Origin of the sequence: Burkholderia sp. E168m15 (assembly GCF_016586105.1) — a bacterium.
Lineage (GTDB): Bacteria > Pseudomonadota > Gammaproteobacteria > Burkholderiales > Burkholderiaceae > Burkholderia > Burkholderia orbicola.
The window spans coordinates 15,747-37,569 of record NZ_BCPO01000079.1; the positions used below are offsets into that span (position 1 = coordinate 15,747).

The 21,823-nt window shown below is 67.1% G+C and carries 20 protein-coding genes; 13 read left to right on the forward strand and 7 right to left on the reverse strand.

Annotated elements, in window-relative coordinates; genetic code table 11:
* Positions 1 to 5 precede the first annotated feature (5 nt).
* The 3 genes from JMF86_RS13060 to pyk form a co-directional block, all read right to left on the reverse strand.
* The gene (locus tag JMF86_RS13060) at positions 6 to 896 is read right to left on the reverse strand and encodes a phosphoribosylaminoimidazolesuccinocarboxamide synthase (protein WP_006477945.1); all 891 of its coding nucleotides are present in this window, start codon (positions 894 to 896) and stop codon (positions 6 to 8) included.
* A 234-nt stretch (positions 897 to 1,130) separates the two neighbouring features.
* Positions 1,131 to 2,195 carry a class II fructose-bisphosphate aldolase gene (fba, locus tag JMF86_RS13065; RefSeq protein ID WP_006481730.1) on the reverse strand — a complete coding sequence of 355 codons (1,065 nt, stop codon included), beginning with the start codon at positions 2,193 to 2,195 and terminating at the stop codon, positions 1,131 to 1,133.
* A 315-nt stretch (positions 2,196 to 2,510) separates the two neighbouring features.
* The gene (gene pyk, locus JMF86_RS13070) at positions 2,511 to 3,947 is read right to left on the reverse strand and encodes a pyruvate kinase (RefSeq protein ID WP_054928043.1); all 1,437 of its coding nucleotides are present in this window, start codon (positions 3,945 to 3,947) and stop codon (positions 2,511 to 2,513) included.
* On the opposite strand from pyk, the gene JMF86_RS35295 reads away from it, so the two are divergent.
* On the forward strand, positions 3,946 to 4,074 hold the full coding sequence (locus JMF86_RS35295; protein ID WP_257785890.1) for a hypothetical protein: 129 nt from the start codon (positions 3,946 to 3,948) through the stop codon (positions 4,072 to 4,074). The two genes, pyk and JMF86_RS35295, sit on opposite strands and share 2 nt — an antisense overlap.
* 157 nt (positions 4,075 to 4,231) lie before the next feature.
* Here JMF86_RS35295 and JMF86_RS13075 read toward each other — a convergent pair whose 3' ends face one another.
* The 3 genes from JMF86_RS13075 to JMF86_RS13085 form a co-directional block, all read right to left on the reverse strand.
* The gene (locus JMF86_RS13075; RefSeq protein ID WP_011694387.1) at positions 4,232 to 5,428 is read right to left on the reverse strand and encodes a phosphoglycerate kinase; all 1,197 of its coding nucleotides are present in this window, start codon (positions 5,426 to 5,428) and stop codon (positions 4,232 to 4,234) included.
* Between the two features lie 280 nt (positions 5,429 to 5,708).
* Entirely contained in the window at positions 5,709 to 6,032 is a 324-nt protein-coding gene (locus JMF86_RS13080; protein ID WP_006477942.1) for an AzlD domain-containing protein, read from the reverse strand.
* Positions 6,029 to 6,784 (reverse strand): AzlC family ABC transporter permease, encoded by a 756-nt coding sequence (locus tag JMF86_RS13085; protein ID WP_012329152.1) that lies wholly within the window; start codon positions 6,782 to 6,784, stop codon positions 6,029 to 6,031. The genes JMF86_RS13080 and JMF86_RS13085 overlap by 4 nt, the downstream gene beginning before the upstream one ends.
* 205 nt (positions 6,785 to 6,989) lie before the next feature.
* Here JMF86_RS13085 and JMF86_RS13090 point away from each other — a divergent pair, with 205 nt between their 5' ends.
* From JMF86_RS13090 to JMF86_RS13115, 6 genes are all read left to right on the forward strand, one after another.
* Positions 6,990 to 7,913 (forward strand): branched-chain amino acid transaminase, encoded by a 924-nt coding sequence (locus tag JMF86_RS13090; RefSeq protein ID WP_011546109.1) that lies wholly within the window; start codon positions 6,990 to 6,992, stop codon positions 7,911 to 7,913.
* Between the two features lie 49 nt (positions 7,914 to 7,962).
* Complete coding sequence (locus JMF86_RS13095) at positions 7,963 to 8,157, forward strand: zinc-finger domain-containing protein (protein ID WP_006482499.1); 195 nt, start codon at positions 7,963 to 7,965, stop codon at positions 8,155 to 8,157.
* Between the two features lie 140 nt (positions 8,158 to 8,297).
* Positions 8,298 to 9,335 carry a lipopolysaccharide heptosyltransferase II gene (gene waaF / locus JMF86_RS13100; RefSeq protein WP_006477936.1) on the forward strand — a complete coding sequence of 346 codons (1,038 nt, stop codon included), beginning with the start codon at positions 8,298 to 8,300 and terminating at the stop codon, positions 9,333 to 9,335.
* Positions 9,336 to 9,450: 115 nt separating this feature from the next.
* Positions 9,451 to 9,897 carry a nuclear transport factor 2 family protein gene (locus JMF86_RS13105; protein WP_006477934.1) on the forward strand — a complete coding sequence of 149 codons (447 nt, stop codon included), beginning with the start codon at positions 9,451 to 9,453 and terminating at the stop codon, positions 9,895 to 9,897.
* A gap of 33 nt (positions 9,898 to 9,930) precedes the next feature.
* Positions 9,931 to 10,968: a YheT family hydrolase gene (locus JMF86_RS13110; RefSeq protein ID WP_011546110.1), complete on the forward strand. Its 1,038-nt coding sequence runs from the start codon at positions 9,931 to 9,933 to the stop codon at positions 10,966 to 10,968.
* Positions 10,961 to 11,548: a DUF2946 family protein gene (locus JMF86_RS13115; protein WP_011546111.1), complete on the forward strand. Its 588-nt coding sequence runs from the start codon at positions 10,961 to 10,963 to the stop codon at positions 11,546 to 11,548. Before JMF86_RS13110 ends, JMF86_RS13115 begins: the two co-directional genes overlap by 8 nt.
* A gap of 39 nt (positions 11,549 to 11,587) precedes the next feature.
* Here the strand turns inward: JMF86_RS13115 and JMF86_RS13120 are convergent, their stop codons facing one another.
* On the reverse strand, positions 11,588 to 13,282 hold the full coding sequence (locus JMF86_RS13120) for a M48 family metalloprotease (protein WP_054928044.1): 1,695 nt from the start codon (positions 13,280 to 13,282) through the stop codon (positions 11,588 to 11,590).
* 269 nt (positions 13,283 to 13,551) lie between these two features.
* On the opposite strand from JMF86_RS13120, the gene moaC reads away from it, so the two are divergent.
* The 6 genes from moaC to JMF86_RS13150 all read left to right on the forward strand — a co-directional run bounded on the left by moaC (position 13,552) and on the right by JMF86_RS13150 (position 21,756).
* On the forward strand, positions 13,552 to 14,040 hold the full coding sequence (moaC, locus tag JMF86_RS13125) for a cyclic pyranopterin monophosphate synthase MoaC (RefSeq protein WP_011546113.1): 489 nt from the start codon (positions 13,552 to 13,554) through the stop codon (positions 14,038 to 14,040).
* A 114-nt stretch (positions 14,041 to 14,154) separates the two neighbouring features.
* On the forward strand, positions 14,155 to 16,842 hold the full coding sequence (locus JMF86_RS13130) for a type VI secretion system Vgr family protein (protein WP_011694388.1): 2,688 nt from the start codon (positions 14,155 to 14,157) through the stop codon (positions 16,840 to 16,842).
* Complete coding sequence (locus JMF86_RS13135) at positions 16,835 to 17,779, forward strand: hypothetical protein (protein ID WP_011546115.1); 945 nt, start codon at positions 16,835 to 16,837, stop codon at positions 17,777 to 17,779. Before JMF86_RS13130 ends, JMF86_RS13135 begins: the two co-directional genes overlap by 8 nt.
* 79 nt (positions 17,780 to 17,858) lie before the next feature.
* Positions 17,859 to 19,025 (forward strand): hypothetical protein, encoded by a 1,167-nt coding sequence (locus JMF86_RS13140; protein ID WP_011546116.1) that lies wholly within the window; start codon positions 17,859 to 17,861, stop codon positions 19,023 to 19,025.
* 189 nt (positions 19,026 to 19,214) lie between these two features.
* Complete coding sequence (locus tag JMF86_RS13145) at positions 19,215 to 20,564, forward strand: glycosyhydrolase (RefSeq protein WP_011694389.1); 1,350 nt, start codon at positions 19,215 to 19,217, stop codon at positions 20,562 to 20,564.
* Positions 20,557 to 21,756: a hypothetical protein gene (locus tag JMF86_RS13150; RefSeq protein WP_011546118.1), complete on the forward strand. Its 1,200-nt coding sequence runs from the start codon at positions 20,557 to 20,559 to the stop codon at positions 21,754 to 21,756. The genes JMF86_RS13145 and JMF86_RS13150 overlap by 8 nt, the downstream gene beginning before the upstream one ends.
* Positions 21,757 to 21,823: the final 67 nt, after the last annotated feature.

The window sequence follows — 21,823 nt, forward strand, 5'->3', positions numbered from 1 at the left end:
CTCGATCAGGCGAGCGACTGGCCGGTGATGCGCTCGAGCGCTTCCTGGTACTTCGCGGCCGTCTTCTCGACGACGTCGGCCGGCAGCGCCGGCGCCGGCGCCGTCTTGCCCCACGGCTGCGCCTCGAGCCAGTCGCGCACGAACTGCTTGTCGAACGACGGCGGATTGGTGCCGACTTCGTACTGGTCGGCCGGCCAGAAGCGCGACGAATCGGCGGTCAGCACTTCGTCCATCAGGTACAGCTTGCCGTGGTTGTCGAGGCCGAATTCGAACTTCGTGTCGGCGATGATGATGCCGCGCGTCGCCGCGTAGTCGGCCGCTTCCTTGTACAGCTTGATCGAGATGTCGCGGATCGTCGCGGCCAGCTCGGTGCCGATGCGGCGCTCGGTTTCCTCGAACGTGATGTTCTCGTCGTGCTCGCCCATCTCGGCCTTCGCGGCCGGCGTGAAGATCGGCTCGGGCAGCTTCTGCGCGTTCTGCAGGCCCGCCGGCAGCTGCACGCCGCACACGGCGCCCGACGCCTGGTATTCCTTCCAGCCGCTGCCGGCCAGGTAGCCGCGCACGACCGCTTCGATCATGATCGGCTCGAGGCGCTTGACGACCACGCCGCGGCCCTTCACCTGCTCGACCTCGTCGGCCGCGACGACCGCTTCCGGCGCGTCGCCCGTCAGATGGTTCGGCACGATGTGCGCGAGTTTGTCGAACCAGAAGTTCGCCATCTGGTTCAGCACGCGGCCCTTGTTCGGAATCGGCTCGCCCATCACCACGTCGAACGCCGACAGGCGATCGGTCGTGACGATCAGGAGCTTGTCGTTGCCGACCGCGTAGTTATCGCGAACCTTGCCGCGACCGAGGAGCGGCAGCGAGCGGAGCGTGGATTCGTAAAGGGTAGACATCGTCTTTTCGCAGATAAGGAGCCAAACAAAAAGGGAAACGCCGTTCCCCGCGGCAGGCGGGAACGGCGGTCTTGCAATACGTCGGCGAACCGGCGGGCGCAACGCCCGGGCGGCTGCCGGCCGGCCCTCGTTCGGCCGGACGGAACGGCTGCCGGGGCCGGATCGAATCCGGCCGACCGGGCGGCCAGCCCGTGCCCGGCGGCAGAACCAGGCGGGGCAAATCGTACTACAGTCTCAGCGCACGACCTGTGCGAGCGCGCCCGACTTGTACTGCTCGGCGATCTTGTCGAGCGACACCGGCTTGATCTTGCCGGCCTGGCCTTCGCAGCCGAACGCGAGGTAACGGTCGACGCACACCTTCTTCGCGGCTTCGCGCGCGGGCTTCAGGTAGTCGCGCGGATCGAACTTGCCCGGGTTCTCGAACAGGTAGCGGCGGATCGCGCCGGTGATCGCCAGACGCAGGTCGGTGTCGATGTTGATCTTGCGCACGCCGTGCTTGATGCCTTCTTGGATTTCCTCGACCGGCACGCCGTAGGTTTCCTTCATGTCGCCGCCGAATTCGCGGATCTCGGCCAGCAGTTCCTGCGGCACCGACGACGAACCGTGCATCACCAGGTGCGTGTTCGGGATGCGCGCGTGGATTTCCTTGATGCGCTGGATCGACAGGATGTCGCCCGTCGGCTTCTTCGAAAACTTGTACGCGCCGTGCGACGTACCGATCGCGATCGCGAGCGCGTCGCACTGCGTGAGCTTCACGAAGTCGGCGGCCTGCTCCGGATCGGTCAGCAGCTGCTCGCGGGTCATCGTGCCTTCCGCGCCGTGGCCGTCCTCCTTGTCGCCCTTCATCGTCTCGAGCGAGCCGAGCACGCCGAGTTCGGCTTCGACCGTCACGCCGATCGAGTGCGCCATCTCGACGACCTTGCGCGATACGTCGACGTTGTACTCGTACGATGCGACCGTCTTGCCGTCGGCTTCGAGCGAACCGTCCATCATCACGCTCGTGAAGCCGCTGCGGATCGCGGCCGTACAGACGGCCGGCGACTGGCCGTGATCCTGGTGCATCACGACCGGGATGTGCGGATACGATTCGACCGCCGCTTCGATCAGGTGGCGCAGGAACGGCTCGCCCGCATACTTACGCGCGCCGGCCGATGCCTGCATGATCACGGGCGCGCCGACCTGATCCGCCGCCGCCATGATCGCCTGGACCTGCTCCAGGTTGTTCACGTTGAAGGCCGGCAGGCCGTAACCGTGCTCTGCCGCGTGGTCCAGCAATTGACGCATTGATACGAGAGGCATTGTGGAACTCCTTGGAATGAAAACCGGTGCGCCCTGACGCCGGCGCGGCGCTCGCTCCCCTCTGAACCGGGACGGCGCGGCGCGGCTGAGCGTCGAATAGCCGCATTTTATCGCGAAGCGCCTCCGATTCCGACCGCCCGGAGGGCCCCGCTCGCAATTTGTTACGTTCGCACGGCACAATGCGGCCAAAAAGGAGAAAAAAAGCCGCGCGGGGCTTCGGACCCCGCGCGGCTTTTGTGCAAAAACGGTGACGGATCAGCTTCGGCCGATCCGGGTAGCCGACCGCGGGCCGGCTCGATGCGGCTTAGCCGGCGCTCAATAGTGCTCGCCGACCCGCACGATCTTCAGCGTGTTGGTGCCGCCCGCCTGCCCCATCGGCTCGCCGACGGTCAGCACGACCATGTCGCCATGCTGCACGTAACCTTGCTTGACGACGATCTCGAGCGCCGCCTGCAGCGCCGAATCGCGGTCGCTGTTGAAGTCGACGTGCAGCGGCGTCACGTTGCGATAGAGCGCCATCGTGCGCTCGCTGCCGACGCGCGGCGTCAGCGCGAAGATCGGCACGTGCGTGTAGTGACGCGACATCCACAGCGCGGTCGCGCCCGATTCGGTCAGTGCGATGATCGCCTTCGCGCCCAGGTGATACGCGGTGAACAGCGCGCCCATCGCGATCGACTGGTCGATCCGCGTGAACGTGCGGTCGAGGAAATCCTTGTCCAGCTCGACTTCTTCGGACTTTTCCGCTTCGACGCACACGGCCGCCATCGTCTCGATCGTGACGACCGGATACTTGCCGGCGGCCGTCTCGGCCGACAGCATCACCGCGTCGGTGCCGTCGAGCACCGCGTTCGCGACGTCCGATACTTCCGCACGGGTCGGCACCGGCGCGTAGATCATCGATTCCATCATCTGCGTCGCGGTGATCACGAGCTTGTTCGACTCGCGCGCCATCCGGATCATCCGCTTCTGCAGCGCCGGCACGGCCGCGTTGCCGACTTCCACCGCGAGGTCGCCGCGCGCGACCATGATGCCGTCGGACGCGTCGAGGATGCTCTGCAGCGCCGGAATCGCCTCAGCGCGCTCGATCTTCGCGATCATCTTCGGCTTGATGCCGTACGGCGCGCCCGCGATGTTCGCGAGCTGGCGCGCCATTTCCATGTCGGTCGCATTCTTCGGGAACGACACCGCGACGAGGTCCGCGCCGAGCGACATCGCGGTACGGATGTCTTCCATGTCCTTCGCGGTCAGCGCCGGCGCCGACAGGCCGCCGCCCTGGCGGTTGATCCCCTTGTTGTTCGACAGCTCGCCGCCCACCCTGACGGTCGTGTGAATCTCGTCGCCGAGCACGCGCTCGACGGTCAGCACGATCAGGCCGTCGTTCAGCAGCAGCAGGTCGCCCGGCTTCAGGTCGCGCGGCAACTCCTTGTAGTCGAGGCCGACGCGCTCGTCGTTGCCGAGTTCGCAGCCCGCATCGAGAATGAACGGCTGCCCCGGCACGAGCGTGGTCTTGCCGTTCTCGAACTTGCCGACGCGGATCTTCGGGCCCTGGAGGTCGGCCATGATCGCGATCTCGCGCCCGACCTTGCGGGCGGCCTCACGCACCATTTCGGCGCGCTGGCGGTGATCGTCGGCCGTGCCGTGCGAAAAATTGAGCCGCACGACGTCGAGGCCCGCCTGCATCATCTGCAGCAGAATCTCCGGCGAACTGGATGCCGGGCCGATCGTGGCGACTATCTTGGTGGCGCGCTGCATGAAACTCCTCATCTGGATCAAGGTGGATGCGCTGGGTGAAACGCTGCGAGAGCCGGAAGCGGCAGGCCCAGCGGCCGCCGCTCCGGGGAGCGTGCCGGTGCTGGTGCCCGGCATCGCTTTGTTCTGAAATTCGTGGTGCTGCACGGCCGCGTCGCCGGCGGCCGCCGGTGCGCGCGGGGCGGTGTTCGCCCGCGCGGGCGCGCGTTTGCGCTTGCCCGCGCCGGCCGGCTGCTCCGCTTTCGCGGAGCGCGCGGCCTTCGTCACCCCTGCGCGCGCCGCCACGCTCAGGCCGCCCGCGTTTCGAGCACTTCCACCGCCGGCAGCTTCTTCCCCTCGAGGAACTCGAGGAAGGCGCCGCCGCCCGTCGAGATGTAGCTGACCTGGTCGTGGATGCCGTACTTCGCGATGGCCGCGAGCGTGTCGCCGCCGCCCGCGATCGAGAACGCGGACGATTTGGCGATCGCTTCGGCGAGCGTCTTGGTGCCGTTGCCGAACTGGTCGAACTCGAACACGCCGACCGGGCCGTTCCACACGATCGTGCCGGCCTTCTCGAGCTGGCTCGCGAGTGCCTTGGCCGTATCGGGGCCGATGTCGAGGATCATGTCGTCCGCTTCGATGTCGGCGACCTGCTTCACCGTGGCCGCGGCCGTCGGCGAGAATTCCTTGGCGGTGACGACATCGGTCGGGATCGGCACCGACGCGCCGCGCTCGCGCGCTTCGTCGATGATCGCCTTCGCCTCGGCGACGAGATCGGCTTCCGCGAGCGACTTGCCGATCGACAGGCCCGCCGCGAGCATGAACGTGTTCGCGATGCCGCCGCCGACGATCAGCTGGTCGACCTTGCCGGCCAGCGACTTCAGGATGGTCAGCTTGGTCGACACCTTCGAGCCGGCGACGATCGCCACCAGCGGGCGGGCCGGGTTGCCGAGCGCCTTGCCGAGCGCGTCGAGTTCGGCCGCCAGCAGCGGGCCCGCGCACGCGATGGGCGCGTATTTCGCGATCCCGTGGGTGGTCGCTTCCGCGCGGTGCGCGGTGCCGAACGCGTCGTTCACGTACACGTCGCAGAGCTTCGCCATCTTCTGCGCGAGCTCATCCGAATTCTTCTTCTCGCCCTTGTTCACGCGGCAGTTCTCGAGCAGCACGACCTGGCCCGGCGCGACGTTCACGCCGTTCTCGACCCAGTTCGACACCAGCGGCACGTCGCGGCCGAGCAGTTCGGCGAGACGCTTGGCGACCGGCGCGAGCGAGTCTTCCGGCTTGAATTCGCCTTCGGTCGGACGGCCGAGGTGCGACGTGACCATCACGGCCGCGCCGGCGTCGAGCGCGGCCTGGATGGCCGGCACGGACGCGCGCACGCGGGTGTCCTCGGTGATGTTGCCGTGATCGTCCTGCGGGACGTTCAGGTCGGCGCGGATGAACACCCGCTTGCCGGCGAGCTGGCCGGCGGCGATCAGGTCGGTAAGACGCTTGACTTGGCTCATGTTGAACAGATTGAAGTAGTGGATGGGGAAAGGGGGTTCACGCTGGACGTGCGCGGGCTGCCGCGAAAGGGCGCCGGATGCGGCCGTGGCTGGCGGTTCGCATGACGCGCACGGGTAAAAAATCTCGAACGGGCATTCTAGCCGATCCACCCGGCAGACTGACCCGTGCGGCGGCGAATTCCGCCTATTTGGGATCGCGCGCCGGCACGGACGCATTGCGGCAGTGCAGCAATACGCGCGCGCAACCGGGCGGCGCCGGCCAGGCCGGAACGGCGGCCCATCAGAAGATCAGGCGGAGCGCGGTGAACACGAGCATGCCGACGACGATCGTGCCGAGCATGCTGCGCCGCCACAAAAACCAGCCGAGGCCGGCGAGCGCCGCGTAGAACGGATGGTTGGACAGCGCGAACGACAGCCCGGCCGGCGTTTCGAGCACGTCGGGCAGCACGACGGCGACCAGCGCGGCGGCCGGCGCGTAGCGCAGCGCGCGCTGCGCGCGTTCGGGCAAGACCGTGCGCTCGCCGCCGATCAGGAACAGCGCGCGCGTGACGGCCGTGACGATCGTCATCCCGACGATGACGATCCAGATCTCGGTCGCGCTCATTCCATGTCCTTTTCGTGCACGGTTTCGGTACGGATGCGCCGCCAGTCGGCCCGCTCGACGAAGAAATCGGCTGTGCAGCCGGCCGCGAGCGCGGCGAGCACCGCGATCGGCAGCGCGAGCCGGTACGGCAGGTCGAACGCGACGAGCGACACGATCCCGGCGACCGCGACGGCCGCGAGCGTCGAGCGGTTCGCGACCGCCGACACCATGATCGGGATCAGCGCGAGCGTGCCGGCCAGCTCCAGCCCCCAGCTCGCCGGAAAGACGCTCGCGAGCAGGATGCCGGCGAGCGAGGACACCTGCCACGACGCCCAGCTCGCGAGCGCCATCCCCCAGAAATACGCTTCCTTGCCCGGCACGCGGCCGTACGCGAAGCCCTGTTTCTGGAACAGCAGGTAGATCACGTCGCCGTTGAAATAGCCGATCGCGAGGCGCCGCCACAGCGGCAGGTAGGAAAAATGGGGCGCCAGCCCGGCGCTGAAGATCACGAAGCGCATGTTGACCATCGCGGCCGTGAGCAGCACGGTCCAGATCGGCAGCTTCGCCGCGAGGAGCGGCAGCACCGCGAGCTGCGACGAGCCCGCGTAGACGAACAGCGACATCGCGCTCGCCTGCCCGAGCGTCATCACGGACTTGCTCATCGCGATGCCGGTGACGAGCCCCCAGGACAGGATCGCCATCAGTGTCGGGGAATAGTCGCGTGCGCCCTGGATCAGCGCGAAGCGGTCGGTGGCGGACAATCGAGCGAGCATCGGAAAGCGGGCCGCAGCGGGCGGTTCGTCGGGACGCCGGCGCCTCCTGCCGGTGCGACCCATCGTTATTGGAATCGGTACCGGACGATTATAGCGCCGGCCCCGCGCCGGCCGACCGGATCGCCCCCAAATGACGCTAAAATAAGCGTCTTTCCGGCTCAACGCTGCACAACCCGCAGCACACCACCGCTTCCAGGAGAATCGTATGTCAATGGCCGACCGCGACGGCAAGATCTGGATGGACGGCAAGCTGATCGACTGGCGCGACGCCAAGATCCACGTCCTGACCCACACGCTGCATTACGGCATGGGCGTCTTCGAGGGCGTGCGCGCGTACAAGACGGCCGACGGCGGCACCGCGATCTTCCGTCTGCGCGAGCACACCAAACGTCTGCTGAACTCCGCGAAGATCTTCCAGATGGACGTGCCGTTCGACCGCGAAACGCTCGAAGCCGCGCAACTCGCGGTCGTGCGCGAGAACCGGCTCGAGTCGTGCTACCTGCGCCCGATCATCTGGGTCGGCTCGGAAAAGCTCGGCGTGGCCGCGAAGGGCAACACGATCCACGTCGCGATCGCCGCATGGCCGTGGGGCGCGTACCTCGGCGAGGACGGCCTCGCGAAGGGCATCCGCGTGAAGACGTCGTCGTTCACGCGCCACCACGTGAACGTGTCGATGGTGCGCGCGAAGGCGTCGGGCTGGTACGTGAACTCGATCCTGGCGAACCAGGAAGCGACGGCCGACGGCTACGACGAGGCGCTGCTGCTCGACGTCGACGGCTACGTGTCGGAAGGCTCCGGCGAGAACTTCTTCCTCGTGAACAACGGCAAGCTGTACACGCCCGACCTGTCGTCGTGCCTCGACGGCATCACGCGCGACACGGTCATCACGCTCGCGAAGGACGCCGGCATCGAGGTCATCGAGAAGCGCATCACGCGCGACGAGGTCTACACGGCCGATGAAGCGTTCTTCACCGGCACGGCCGCCGAAGTCACGCCGATCCGCGAACTCGACAACCGCACGATCGGCAGCGGCGCGCGCGGCCCCGTCACGGAAAAGCTCCAGTCGGCGTTTTTCGATATCGTGTCGGGCAAGAACGCGAAGTACGCGCACTGGCTGACGAAGGTCTGAGCGCGCCGCGCCCCGACCGCCCCACACAAGAGTGATAAGAGAAAGTCTCATGAGTGAAATCAAGGAAATGCCGCTCGTCGAGCTGACGGCCAAGGATCTTCCCGCCTATTGCCCGAACCCGGCCATGACGCGCTGGAATGCCCACCCGCGCGTCTTCATCGACGTGTCGCACGGCGAGGCGCGCTGCCCGTACTGCGGCACGCGCTACAAGCTGCGCGACGGCGAGGTCGTCAAGGGCCACTGAGCCCCGGCGGCCGGGCCTGAAGGCCCACCGTCCCGCAAGGCGGCGCAGCCGGGAGTCCGGCGCGCCGCCCGTCTCCATTCTGGCAACCCGAACGCGGCGCCCGAGCGCCGTGCTTCATTACGACATCGGAAGTCGACCTGATGCGTCGAGCGCTGGTTATCGCACCGAACTGGATCGGTGACGCATTGATGGCGCAGCCGCTTTTTGCGCTGCTGAAGAAACTCCATCCCCGCATCGCGATCGATGCCGTCGCACCCTCGTGGGTCGCGCCCGTGCTCGAGCGGATGCCCGAGATCCACGATGTCTACGCGACCGATCTCGCGCACGGCAAGCTGCAGCTGCTGCGCCGCTGGCAGCTCGCGAGCGACCTGCGCGACGTCGGCTACGACGCGGCGTACGTGCTGCCGAACTCGCTGAAATCCGCGGTGATCCCGTGGCTCGCGAACATCCCGCTGCGGATCGGCTACACGGGCGAGCACCGCTACGGGCTGTTGAACGTGCGGCACGCGAACCCCGACAAGTCGGGCGAGCGGCCGCCGATGACGACTCACTACGCGGCGCTTGCGTACGCGCCGGGCGCGAAGCTGCCCGAGTCGATGAAGACGCTGCCCGCCCCGCGCCTGGACGCCGACCTGAACGAGACGGCCCGCGTGTCCGCACGTTTCAATCTCGATACGCGCAAGCCGCTCGTCGTGTTCTGCCCCGGCGCCGAATACGGCCCGGCCAAGCGCTGGCCGCCCGAGCACTTCGCGACGCTCGCGACCATCGTCCACCAGTCGTTCCCGTATACGCAGATCGTCGCGCTCGGCTCGCAGAAGGATGCCGCGGCCGCTCAGGCGATCGCCGACCACGCGCCGAACGTGCGCAACCTGTGCGGACAGACGTCGTTGTCCGAGGCATGCGCGCTGATCGCGCGCGCGAACGCGGTCGTCACCAACGATTCGGGGCTGATGCACGTCGCCGCCGCGTTGCGCCGGCCGCTCGTCGCGTTGTACGGATCGACCGATCCGCGCCACACCCCTCCGCTGTCGGACCTGGCGAAGGTACAATGGCTGCATCTCGAATGCAGTCCCTGCTTCGAACGCGAGTGCCCGCTCGGCCACCTGAAGTGCCTGCGCGAACTCGGTCCGGAGCAGGTATTCGGCGATTTGCGCGGCATGCTCGTCGGGCAGCGCTGACCCTGACCGGCAGCGTCGCACGGCGCGCCGGGCAATCCGATTCACCGGTGTGCGGCGGCTCGATCCGGGCCGCCGTGCTGAATACGGCGCGCGATGCGCGCGAGAGACCACCCCGATGCCACGTTTTGCCCGCCTCTTCGAAGCCGCTGCCGATACGCTGAACGCCTACTACCAGGCCGTCGCGGATGCCAATCTCGACGCGCTGCTGGCGTTGTGGATCGACGAGGATTTCGCCAGCTGCGTATGGGCGGACGGCGAGCATCTGCACGGCCTCGACCAGATCCGCGGCGGGCTCGCCAACCGGCTCGCGACGCGCCCGGTCACGATCGAGCCGCTCGACATCCGCGTGTACGACAGCCTCGGCACGGTCGTCTATACGATCGCCGAAGCGCATCAGCAGGCCGACCTGACGGCCGAACCCGACATGGTTTTCGCGACGTACGTGATGATCCACGAACGCGGCGAATGGCGCATCGCGCACATCCACGCGAGCCCGATTCCTGAACAAGCGGCCGGACAATTCGCCGCGAAGATCCGTCACGGGCAGGGTCCGCTGCACTGACGAAGAACGAAGCAACGCATTAGCGGGGCGATCATGAGTACGGCTTCTCCGCCCACCTCGCCGCTGACCGGGCCCCCGGCCCCCGACGACGATTCATTGCGCTATCGCGCACCGCGCTGGCTGCCCAACAGCCATGTGCAAACCATCGTGCCCGCGCTGTTCGCGCGGCGGCCGGTCGTCGGTTATCGGCGAGAGCGATGGGAAACGCCCGACCACGACTTCATCGACCTCGACTGGGTCGCGCACCTCGACAGCGCGGCGCCGGCGCCCGACGCGCCGCTGTTCGTGCTGTTCCACGGCCTCGAAGGCAGCTCCGGCTCGCACTACGCGCTCGCGATGATGGCCACCGCGCGCGCGAACGGGTGGCACGCCGTCGTGCCGCACTTCCGCAGTTGCAGCGGCGAGATCAACCGCCAGCCGCGCTTCTACCATCTCGCCGACAGCGCCGAGGTCGACTGGATCCTGCGCCGGCTCGCCGCACAGCATCGCGGGCCGCTGGTCGTGGCCGGCGTATCGCTCGGCGGCAACGTGCTGCTGCGCTGGCTCGGCGAGCATCGCAGCGACACGTCGATCGTGCGCGCCGCCGCCGCGATCTCCACGCCGATCGACGTGCACGCGGGCGGCCGCGCGCTGTCGCAGGGGTTCGCGATGGTCTACACGCGCAGCTTCCTGAAGACGCTCAAGCGCAAGGGGCTCGCGAAACTCGAACAGTACCCGGGGCTGTTCGACCGCGACGCGATGCTGCGGGCCGTGACGATGCGCGACTTCGACGAGGTCGTGACCGCGCCGCTGCACGGTTTCGCGAACGCCGACGACTACTGGACGAAGGCAACCACGCGGCCGCTGCTGCGCGCGATCGACGTACCCACGCTGATCCTCAACGCCCGCAACGACCCGTTCCTGCCCGAGTCGGCGCTGCCGGGCCCGGCCGACGTGTCGCCGGCCGTCGAGCTCGACCAGCCCGCGCACGGCGGCCACGCGGGCTTCATGACCGGGCCGTTCCCCGGCCGCCTCGACTGGCTGTCGGCGCGGGTGTTCGGCTATTGCTCGAAATTCGTCGACCATGGATGACATCGTCAGGCAGGCGCTCGCCAAATGGCCGAACGTGCCGGATTGCACCGGCTGGCTGCTGCTCGACCGGCGCGGCACATGGCGGCTGCGCGACGACGCCGCGCAGGCGGCCGGCGAGCTCGGCTCGCCGATCCGGCATGAGGCGCTGAACGCATTCATCGGCCGCAACTACGCCTGCGACGCGCAAGGTCGGTGGTTCTTCCAGAACGGGCCGCAGCGCGTGTACGTCGAGCTCGCCTATACGCCGTGGGTCGTGCGGCTCGCCGAGCGCGACGGGCAGCTTGCGCTCACCGACCAGACCGGCGCCCCGTTCGAACCGGATGCGGCCTGGCTCGACGACGGCGGCGGCGTGCTGTTTCGCGAGGCCGGCACGCCTGCGCGCATCGCGGCGCTGCACGATCACGACCTCGGGCTGTTCGCCGATCACGCGGATTTCGACGCGGAGCCGCCGGTGCTGCGCTGGCGCGACGGCCGCACGCTGCCGCTCGGCAGTATCGCGTGCGCCGACGTGCCGGGCCGGTTCGGCTACGTCGCCAGCCCGGCGCGCCACGCACGCGACGCGGCCGACAGCGGCCACTGACCCGCCGCGGCGCCGGCTGCGTTCGCCGCGCGCCGGCCGCTACCCGCGGCCGTTCTTCTCGTCGTCGCGCTCTTCCTTGTAGCGCGCCTCGAATTCCAGCAGCCGCGCGCCGATGATCGACTGCTCGTAGAACGACACGTCCTTCGCGTCGCGCGCCTCTTTCAGTTGCCGGATCGCCGACGGCCACGCTCCATCGAGCGCCAGCTTCTCCGCCAGCGCCCGGCGCCGCGCGAGCACGTCGCCCTTGCCGTCGCTCGACTTCGCGAGGTAATCCCACCAGTCCGGCTGTTCGGGGTCGGCCTTCGCCTGCGCCCGTGCGAGGGTTTGCGCTTCGGCGAAGCGGCGCGCGGCGATCAGCGCCTGCAGGTGCGCGACGATCGCCGCGTGCGACGCCGGCCAGCGCCGCTGCGCGAGCGCCGAGAGCCGCACCGCGTCGTCGGTCCGGCCCGCGCGGCGGGCAATGTCGGCGGCCAGCACGTCGAGACTCGGCGAGCTGGTCGCCGGGTCGTCCTCGCGGCGCTCGCGCGCATCGAATGCAGCGCGGGCCGACGCGAGCGCGTTGTCGGCCGCGTCGTACTGGCCGAGCAGCGTATTCGCGAGCGCGATGCCGTACCAGTTCGCCGCGACGTTCGGCGCCGTGTGATCGTCGAGCTCGAGCTGCATCCGGCGCGCCTCGGCCGCGATGTCGGTCGGCGCCCGGTTCTGCAGGACGCGCAGCCGTGCCCGCACGAACCCGTACTCGGCCGACTGGCGCGGCTGCCGGTACGGCGCGCGGCGCGCGCGATCCTCCATGTCGGCAATCCGCTCCCCGGTCAGCGGGTGCGTGCGCGCATAGGCCGGCACGCCCGCATCGCCCATCGACGCGCGGTCGAGCCGCTCGAAGAAGCCGGGCATTCCGTACGGGTCGTAGCCGGCCCCCGCGAGCAGCTGGAAGCCGACGCGGTCGGCCTCGCGCTCGGCCGACCGCGAGAAGCGCAGCTGGTTGTCGACCGCATACGCCTGTCCGCCCATCGCGATCGCGCTGCCGAGATCGCCGCTGCGCGCGAGCACGCCGGCCAGCACGCCGAGCAGCATCGTCGCGAGCGCCGTGTAGCCGGTCTTCTCGCTCGCACCGATCATCCGCGCGATGTGCCGCTGCAGCACGTGGCCCATCTCGTGGCCGACCACCGAAGCCAGCTCCGACTCCGTCTGCGTCGTGACCACCAGCCCGCTGTTGATCCCGATGAACCCGCCCGGCATCGAGAACGCGTTGATCTGCGGATCGCGCACCGGGAACAGGTCGAAGTCGGGCGTGTAGCCGCCGATGTAGCGCGCCGCCGCCGCGGCCGCGAGCCGCGCCGCCATCGCGTTCAGGTAGTCCCGCACCAGCCAGTCGTCGAGATAGTCGGGATCGCGCCGCACCTCGCGCATCACGCGCTCGCCGAGCCGGCGCTCGGCGCGCGGCGTCAGCGAACCGCCGGAGCCGTCGCCGAGATCGGGCAGCTCCAGCGCCCGCAGCGGCGCGCGCAGGCTCGCGACCGGCGCCGACGCACCGGCCGCGCCCGAGAACCGGCTTTCCGCGCCGCCGTACGTGCCGAATACGCCGGTCGCGATGCCGGACGGCACGGTGGAAATCGACGTCGGGCCGCCTGCCGCCGGCTCGAGCGGCGGCGCGGATGCGCTCTGCGCATGACCGCCCGGCGGCAGCGCGAGCGCCGCCGACAGCGACACGGCAAGCAACTGTTTGACACGCATGGCAGGATGAAAACGACGCCGTCCCGCGCGCGCGGCGCGCATCGCGGCGTTTGGTCTGAATATTCGGGTCATTGTACCGGCGCCGCGACGACTGTCCCGTGCCGCGCGAGCGTCATCTGCGCCTCCGGCAACGCGAACGCCGCTGCTATGATAAGCGCCCGTTGCGAGGTTGGATCGGTTCGTCGCGCCGGTACGGGATGCGGTGCCCGGCCGGTCGCGCGGCAGGATCGAGGGACGTGCGCGCGCACTCCGTTCCACTAGAGGAAGACATGTCAGGACTCACCCATTTCGATGCCGCCGGCCACGCCCATATGGTCGACGTCGGCGACAAGCAGGAAACCCGGCGCATCGCGATCGCGCGGGGCACGATCCGGATGCTGCCGGCCACGTTCGCGCTGATCCGCGACGGCAAGGCCAAGAAAGGCGACGTGCTCGGCGTCGCGCGCATCGCGGCGATCCAGGGCGCCAAACGCACGGCCGACCTGATTCCGCTGTGCCACCCGCTCGCGCTCACGCGCGTGGCCGTCGAGTTCGAACTCGACGACGCGCTGCCGGGCGTGCATTGCGTCGTGCAGGTCGAGACGTTCGGGCGGACCGGCGTCGAGATGGAAGCGCTGACGGCCGTCCAGGTCGGGCTGCTGACCGTCTACGACATGTGCAAGGCGGTCGATCGCGGGATGGTGATCACCGACGTGAGCGTACGGGAGAAGCGCGGCGGGAAGTCGGGGGACTGGAAGGCGGAAGACGCGGCGGGGTGAATACCCGGGCACCACCGGCCCGCCAATTCGAGATAAAACCGTTTTATCTCATACAATTACCGGATTCCGCACGAGAGAGCGTGCGAACCAGCACAACAAAAGCGAGCACTGGTGATGAATTCGCAAGCGTTAAGAAGCGCGTTGCTGGCCGGACCGGTTCAGCATGAGCGCCTGATCAAACTGGATACCCCGCTCGGCCCCGACGTCCTGTTGCCGCAGCGCGTCACGGGACGATCGCGCCTCGGACGCCATTTCGAGTTCACCGTCGATACCGTGTCGGTATCCGACGACCTCGAACTCAAGAAACTGATCGCGCAGCCGGTGACGCTGTGGATCCAGCAGGCCGACCAATCGTACGCGCCGCACCACGGCTACGTGCATGCGGCCCGCCGGCTCGGGTCGGACAGCGGCGTCACGCACCATCAGATCGTCTTTGCGTCGTTCCTGCACTTCCTGAAGTTCCGCCGCGATCAGCGCATCTGGCAGGACCGGTCGGCGGACGACATCATCGCCGACGTGCTGAACCAGCATCCGCAGGCCAAGGGCCGCTTCACGTTCAAGCTCTACCAGCCGCTGCCGCCGCGCTCGTTCTGCATGCAATACGAGGACGACTGGAATTTCGTCCATCGCCTAATGGAATCGGAAGGCCTGTACGGTTTCTGGGAACAGGACAGCGACGGCAAGTCGCACCGGCTCGTCATCGTCGATCGCATCGACGCGTTGCCCGCGCTGTCGCCGCGAACCGTGCGCTTTCATCACGCGGGCACGGGCGACGAAGCCGACACGCTCGTCCAGTTCAGCGGTACACGCACGCTGCGCAGCGTCGCACGCACCACGCGCACGTTCGACTACAAGCAGCCGCCCACCGCGTCGAATCCGAAGGCCACCCATACGCCGACGATCGCGAACCAGGGCGATCTGCCGCAGCAGCTCGAAGTCTACGAATACACGGGTGCCTACACGTATCCCGAGCAGTCACGCGGCGACCATCTGTCGAAGATCTGGATGGAAGAGCAGGAATCGCACGCGAAGCGCTTTCACGGTGTCGGCGGTGTGCGGCGCATGGACGCCGGACGCGTGTTCGAGTTCGCGGAACACCCCGAACACGACAAGGACGATGCCGGCCAGCGCGAATTCGCCGTGATCGAGACGGCGTGGGTCATCGTCAACAACCTGCCCGTGGCCGACGAGCCGGCCGTTTTCCCGCACAGCCTGCAGGCCGAGATCGGCAGCATCATGCAGGCCACCGATACGGACCGGTCGCGCGTGCGTCATCCCGACGGCAGCGAGGGCTTCTTTCAGATCCGCATCGAGGCGCAGCGCACGACGGTGCCGTTCCGCAGCCCGTTCGAGCACGCGAAGCCGCCGATGCACCTGCAATCGGCGACCGTCGTCGCGCCGCAAGGCGAAGAAGTCCATACGGACGAGCTCAACCGCGTCAAGGTCCGCTTTCACTGGGACCGCTTGAACGACGGCGACGAAAAGGCGTCGTGCTGGCTGCGTGCCACGGCGTCCGATTCGGGCAATGGCTACGGTGCCGTCCACCCGCACCGCAGCGGCGAGGAAGTGCTGGTCGACTTCCTCGGCGGCGACTGCGATCGTCCGATCATCGTCGGCAAGGTCTACAACGGCGCGACGAGCCCGCAATGGCACAGCAACGGCATCCTGTCCGGGTACCGCTCCAAGGAATACGCGGGCGCCGGCTACAACCAGCTGGTGCTCGACGACGCGACCGCGCAGAACCGCGTGCACCTGTACAGCAGCCAGACCAACGCACATCTGCATCTCGGCTACCTGATCGACCACACGGGCAACAACCGCGGCAGCTATCTCGGCAGTGGCTTCGACCTGCGCTCGGACGCCTACGGCGCCGTGCGCGCGAACCGCGGGCTGTACGTCACGACGCATCCCAAGCAGGCGGCCAGCCAGCCGCTCGACGTCGACGAGACCCGGGAGCAGCTCGTGCGCGCGCAAGGGCTGATCGACGCCATGTCGCAGGTCAGCGCGCAGCATCAGGGCGAGTCGCTCGACCCCGGCCACACGGCGCTGAAGCAGTTCAGCGACGCGACGCAGAACAGCGTGAGCGGCAACGCGTCGGGCGGCCGGACCGCCGGCGGCGGAACCGGCAACGCCAACGCGTTCAAGGAGCCCGTGATGCTGTTCGGCAGCCCGGCCGGCATCGGGATGTCCACGCAGCAGTCCGCGCAATTTTCCGCGGACCAGCACATCAACCTCGTCAGCGGGCAAAGCACGCACGTCGCCGCCGGGAAATCGCTGATCGCCAGTGTCCTCGACCGGATCAGCCTGTTCGCGCAGAACGCGGGGATGAAGCTGTTCGCCGGCAAGGGCAAGGTCGAAGTGCAGGCGCAGGCGGACAACATCGAGCTGACCGCGCAGAAGGCGCTGAAGCTGATCGCCGTCACGCAATCGATCGAAGGCGCCGCGGCGAAGGAGATCCTGCTGACGTCCGGCGGCGCCTATATCCGCATCGCGGACGGCAACATCGAGGTGCACGCGCCCGGCAAGATCGACATCAAGGGCGCGCAGCATGCGTTCAGCGGCCCCACCCACCTGTCGCAAACGATGCCGACGCTGCCGAACTCCAACGGCAACTACGACCAGGCATTCATCGCGCACTGGGCCGGCACCGACATTCCGGTCGCGAACACGCGGTACCAGATGTTCTCGAACGGCAAGCTGCTCTCGGAAGGCGTCACCAACGCGGCAGGCGAAACCGGGCTCACGCAGAGCCACGTGCCGCACGACGTCGTGGTCAAGTTTCTAGGGAAATCGAATGGCTGACGGACAACAGGACAAGGTGCTCGGGACCGGTGCGGGGATGCTGACCCCGACGGGATACCAGGATCGGCCGAAGGTGCAGATCAACATCTGCGACAAGCATGTGACGCCGGCTGCGGATTCGATCGTCGGCACGTGTCCGTTCTACTACCAGCCGCTGCACGGCGAGTACTGGGAGACGGTCGAAAAAGTCAGCAAATCGAGCGCATGGGAAACCGTGAAGAAATTCGCGACCTCGTGGGACCCGTGGAAAGACAAGGAAGTCGCGCGCCGTCTGCTGCATCGGCGGGAAGAGTTGATCAAACTGAAGAGCACGGATTCCGACTGGTCGCGCCACGGCAATTTCATGATGCGCCATATCGGTTGCGGCCACAAACCGCCCGATTACTACGTGAGCTACGGCTATTACTATTGTTCGGACTACGGCCAGAATCTGTATCCCACTCTCACGGCAAAAGGAAAGAAATGGCTGGAAACCGCCCGGTGGTGGCTGCAGCGCTACATCGAAATTGGGCTGCAGCAAAACATGCAGGGGGACCAGATCGCATTCAGCAGTGCGAAGCCGGGCAACGGTGAGCTTTCGATGCAAGTGAAACGATACGAACTGGAGCTCGAAAACAACGGAGAGACGTTCAAGACCTTCGCGTTCGTCACGCATCCGTTGGCTTATCTGGACGGAGGGCTGGCCGGTCTACCGGTCTCGGATCTGACCAAGATCGGCATGCGGCCAAATCTTCAGGAATGGGGCGATGGACGGACGCTCAAGCAAGCGTGGGACGCGGGTATCCCCGTCGCCAAACAAAAGGCGCACGACTGGAGCTCGGACGCGGTCGATCAGGTCCGTGAATGGGGCTCGGACGCGGCTAAAAAAGCACGCGAGTGGGGTTCGGACACGTCCGACGAAGTCAGCCGGGCGCTGGATCGTTTGCTAAATAAGTGACATGCCAAAACTCAAACGCTGGAAATGGATCGCCGGGGGTCTTGTTGTCCTGGCCATTGCAACATACGGGTACGTAAATATGGCGACGGGTTGGGAAACAATTTCGACAAACTTCATGCGGAACGACACGCCGTATGGCGGCGGCAACTTCCGCATCAAGGGCAACGACGTGATGAGCGTCAAGCTGGCCAATCCCGTGGTGACGTTCAAGCCCACGGCTGAATCGACGGAACCGCAGCGGCCCGAGCCGACCGAAGCATGGATGAACGACACGGGCGAGTTGCTGAACCGCATGACGATCAGCTTCTTCCGCGGAACCATCGACGGCGGGATGAAACGCCAGTTCCAGCAGGTCGGCCAGAACGCCGCGTGGTGGTACTCCCCGGACTGGTCGGTTCAGTTCCTCAGCACCTCATGGATGGACTACAAGGCCCCGGAGGCACGCGGCGGCGATGCACCGCAAACCACGAAGCTGTGGAAGTCGCTCGACGGCGGCCAAACGTGGTCTCAACTGCAATGGCCCGAAAACCAGAACATTGGCCGGTTGCTCTTCGTCGATCCACAGCGCGGCTACGCGATCGGCTGGGGGCCGAGAGTGTGGCGGACCGCGGACGGCGGTAACACGTGGCAGACGATCGACGTGCCGACCGATGCACGCGTCGCCGACGAGACGCGCAAGAATTTCAATGCGGTGAGTCTCGGCCCTGACGGTGTACTGCGCGTCGCCTACTCCGCCGCTCGGACTGCAGAGGCGCCGTCGCACAGTGTGATCGACCGGCTCGACTGGGAGCGGCACGCATTCGTGACGGAGACCGAACTGCCGGGCCAGGTCGTCACCGCGCTCGATACCACGCCGGGACCGGCAGCACACTATTCGCTGTACGCGCTGTCACGTCTCGACAAGCCGCAAAGCGGCGAGAGTCGCGACAACAGCCGCCGGGCGGGCGCGATTTCCACGTGGACGAACGACCATCCCGAGTCCGTGCACCAACTGCGCACGTTCGACGAGACGCTCCGGCTCGACAGCCTGAGCGTCGGTCGTAACGGCCTCCTGCTCGTCTACGCGACCGACCCGAACTCCGGCAGTCGCGGCGGTGCCCCGATCGACCTGACGTTCACCAGTACCGACGCCGGCAAGTCGTGGGATCAAACAGCCGACAAGGTTGCACAAGGCGGCTACTTCGACGCGCAGACCAACACGCTGTACTGGCTGCACGCTTATACGCTGAAGAAGCGGACTTTCTGATCGCGCGCATGACGGTCGCCGAGGAATTGGCGCATCGTCGCGAAAACCGGATCAGGACGGCAAGCACCGATACGCTCCATCCGGTGTTCGCCTACACACTTCGGAAACGGCAATTCTGATCGCTGCCAGACGCATTTGCCGTGGGCCGAGTCCGCAGAATCGGACGACGCCCCCGGCACGATCGGCCTCATGCCCTCTTCTCCATTGACTTCAGCCAACCCGATGCGCAACCACTCCCGCCTAAAGCGGCTGGCCGCCATCGCGATCGGCAGCATCGCATTGATACTGCTGGTCGAAAATACCGGCTCTCGATGGGAAACCGTTTCGTCGAAGGTGACGTGGCCCGTCCCACTGGCTGGCGTCGGTGATTTCTACGTCGTCGGCAACGAAATCATGTCGCTCACGGTCGCCGACCCTGTGGTGATGCTGAAGCCTCCCGGCGAGTGGAAGAATCCAATGGTCGCCGAACCCACCGAAGCGTGGATGAACAACGCAGCAGAAACCCTCAATCGGCGGACCGTAAATTTCTTCCGTGGCACCCTCGATCAGGGACTGCAGCGCTTCTTGCAAGCGCCGGGCCAACACACGGCGTGGTGGCATTCGCGGGACGGTCAGGTCCAGGTCATCGGCGTCGGCCGGACCAGCTACACGGCGCCACATCCGGCAGACGGCCTCGTCTCGCAGCAAACCCGTGTCTGGAAATCGCTCGACGGCGGCCGGCACTGGTCGCAGCTCGACTGGCCCGAGCACGAGGATATCGATCAGTTGCTCTTCATCGACGCGCGGAGCGGTTATGCGATCGGTCGGGGCCCGGCGGTCCGGCGAACATCCGACGGCGGCGTGTCCTGGCAGCGGATCGCACTACCACCGGATGCAGCCGTCGGCGGTGCTCCCGGGCGCAGCTTCGCAGGAGTAAATCTTGGCCCCGACGGCACCCTGCGAGTGGCTTACCCTGTCGACCGGTCGGCTACGGCCCCTGCCCGCAGCGTCGTATACCGACTCGCGCCAAATCAGCGGGCGTTCGCTCTCGATACCGTCCTGCCTAACCAGACCGTCACTCGACTCGTGTCTGCGCCTGCCACGGCTGGCGGCTACGCGCTTTACACGCTGTCTCTCCTCGACCATGAGAGTGGCGACGATACTGCACCGGATCGCGCACGCCGGACCGGTGTGCTTTCGACGTGGGCGAACACGCGCCCGGAGCGAGTCCGGCAAGTGACGACGTTTGACAGGAAGCTCATCCTGAGCGGCCTCGACGTGGGCCGCGATGGCCTGTTGCTCGTCTATGCGACCGACCCCGGGCACGCAATCGATGATCCACCGATCCCCCTGATGATCAGCAGCACTGACGCAGGCAAGACCTGGAAGCAGAATGTCGACGGGATCGTCTATCACAATCGGTATTTCAATCAGGATACGAACACGCTGTACTCGTTGCTCGATGAAAGACTGAGGAAACTGTCGTTCCCGGTCCGAAATAACCGTGCCTTACAAGACCGAATCCCGTTGCTACGACGGAAGACTCAATTCGATGAATAAATCACCGCGTCGCGCCGCACTCGCGCTATGCGTTGCCACATCGCCCGCCGCCTTCGCCGCCAGCCCCTGCCCCGCCGCCGACACCGCTGCACGCGCCGCGCTCGACGCGCAACACCGCGTGCAACGCGCGCCCAACCCGGAAAGCGACGGCGCCGGCACCGTCGAGGTTTCGCCGCCTTTGCGCGACGCGCTTCGCGCCTACAAGCAAGCGCTCGTCGGCGCGATCGACGCGCGCCTCGTATGCAGCGATGAACATGTCGAAGCGGTCGCACTGAAACGCACGCTCGCGGCAACGCTCGGCGTCCCCGCGCAGCCGGCACAGCCGAAAACCGGCGAATCGGCGTTCGGCCGCAACCCGGACGTCGACGTCACGCGCGACGGCACGTCGCGCCCGCTGCTGTTCGTACGCGCCGGCTTCGACATCGCATGCGGCGACGACAACCTGCTCACCGCGTACGCGTGGGAAAACGGTCGGTGGCAGCGCGTGCTGCGCTGGCAAGCCGACGAATACAAGGACATCGGCGGCGCATACGGCGGCGGCTTCTGGTTCGGCGCGTTGCCGGGCGGACAGGTGGCGGTCGTCCACGGCACACCGTGGTGCTCGTCGCGCTGGAGCCGGTTCGGCGCGGACGTGATCGCGCCGGCCAACGGGTCGGCCGCGCAACGCACGCTGTTCCACACCGCGCACGGCTACGTGATCGACGACGATTCGATCCGCTTCAAGGTGCGCGCCGACGGCTTCGAGCTGCGCACGACGGTCGGCTCGCTCGACGGCGACGTGATGACGCGGCCAGGTATCTTCCGCTATCGCGTCGACGGCGACACCGTGCAACGCGTGCAGCCGGCCGCCGCCAACGGCCGCGATTTCGTCGACGAGTGGCTGAAGGTGGACGACGTGCTCGCGCGCGAATGGAGCGAACCCGAGGCCGCCGGGACCGCGCTGAAAGCCCGGCAGACGTTCAACGCGGAAAGCAAGGCGCCCGATATCGGCTTCGCATACGGCCCGGTACGCGGCTGTTCCGACAGCAAGGATCGCTTCCAGGTCGAACTGGATCTGACGGGCAAGGGTGGAGAAACGGTCGCGCGGCGCTACGCGCTGATCCGCCAGGAGCGCAACGGCTTCACGATGCTCGGGCTGCGCAACGCGTCCGAGCCCGCGTGTCGCGGCGCGGATCTGATGCCGCGGCACTGAGCCGTCAGCCGCGTGGCGCAGCGGTGAAATCGCGCCGGACAGCCGACAACGACAAGTGACTGGGGCG

Coding starts and splice junctions, on each gene's coding strand:
- JMF86_RS13060 (WP_006477945.1), bottom strand. CDS start 896: ATGTCTACCCTTTACGAATCCACGCTCCGCTCGCTGCCGCTCCTCGGT.
- fba (WP_006481730.1), bottom strand. CDS start 2,195: ATGCCTCTCGTATCAATGCGTCAATTGCTGGACCACGCGGCAGAGCAC.
- JMF86_RS35295 (WP_257785890.1), top strand. CDS start 3,946: ATGAAACTCCTCATCTGGATCAAGGTGGATGCGCTGGGTGAAACGCTG.
- pyk (WP_054928043.1), bottom strand. CDS start 3,947: ATGCAGCGCGCCACCAAGATAGTCGCCACGATCGGCCCGGCATCCAGT.
- JMF86_RS13075 (WP_011694387.1), bottom strand. CDS start 5,428: ATGAGCCAAGTCAAGCGTCTTACCGACCTGATCGCCGCCGGCCAGCTC.
- JMF86_RS13080 (WP_006477942.1), bottom strand. CDS start 6,032: ATGAGCGCGACCGAGATCTGGATCGTCATCGTCGGGATGACGATCGTC.
- JMF86_RS13085 (WP_012329152.1), bottom strand. CDS start 6,784: ATGCTCGCTCGATTGTCCGCCACCGACCGCTTCGCGCTGATCCAGGGC.
- JMF86_RS13090 (WP_011546109.1), top strand. CDS start 6,990: ATGTCAATGGCCGACCGCGACGGCAAGATCTGGATGGACGGCAAGCTG.
- JMF86_RS13095 (WP_006482499.1), top strand. CDS start 7,963: ATGAGTGAAATCAAGGAAATGCCGCTCGTCGAGCTGACGGCCAAGGAT.
- waaF (WP_006477936.1), top strand. CDS start 8,298: ATGCGTCGAGCGCTGGTTATCGCACCGAACTGGATCGGTGACGCATTG.
- JMF86_RS13105 (WP_006477934.1), top strand. CDS start 9,451: ATGCCACGTTTTGCCCGCCTCTTCGAAGCCGCTGCCGATACGCTGAAC.
- JMF86_RS13110 (WP_011546110.1), top strand. CDS start 9,931: ATGAGTACGGCTTCTCCGCCCACCTCGCCGCTGACCGGGCCCCCGGCC.
- JMF86_RS13115 (WP_011546111.1), top strand. CDS start 10,961: ATGGATGACATCGTCAGGCAGGCGCTCGCCAAATGGCCGAACGTGCCG.
- JMF86_RS13120 (WP_054928044.1), bottom strand. CDS start 13,282: ATGCGTGTCAAACAGTTGCTTGCCGTGTCGCTGTCGGCGGCGCTCGCG.
- moaC (WP_011546113.1), top strand. CDS start 13,552: ATGTCAGGACTCACCCATTTCGATGCCGCCGGCCACGCCCATATGGTC.
- JMF86_RS13130 (WP_011694388.1), top strand. CDS start 14,155: ATGAATTCGCAAGCGTTAAGAAGCGCGTTGCTGGCCGGACCGGTTCAG.
- JMF86_RS13135 (WP_011546115.1), top strand. CDS start 16,835: ATGGCTGACGGACAACAGGACAAGGTGCTCGGGACCGGTGCGGGGATG.
- JMF86_RS13140 (WP_011546116.1), top strand. CDS start 17,859: ATGGCGACGGGTTGGGAAACAATTTCGACAAACTTCATGCGGAACGAC.
- JMF86_RS13145 (WP_011694389.1), top strand. CDS start 19,215: ATGCCCTCTTCTCCATTGACTTCAGCCAACCCGATGCGCAACCACTCC.
- JMF86_RS13150 (WP_011546118.1), top strand. CDS start 20,557: ATGAATAAATCACCGCGTCGCGCCGCACTCGCGCTATGCGTTGCCACA.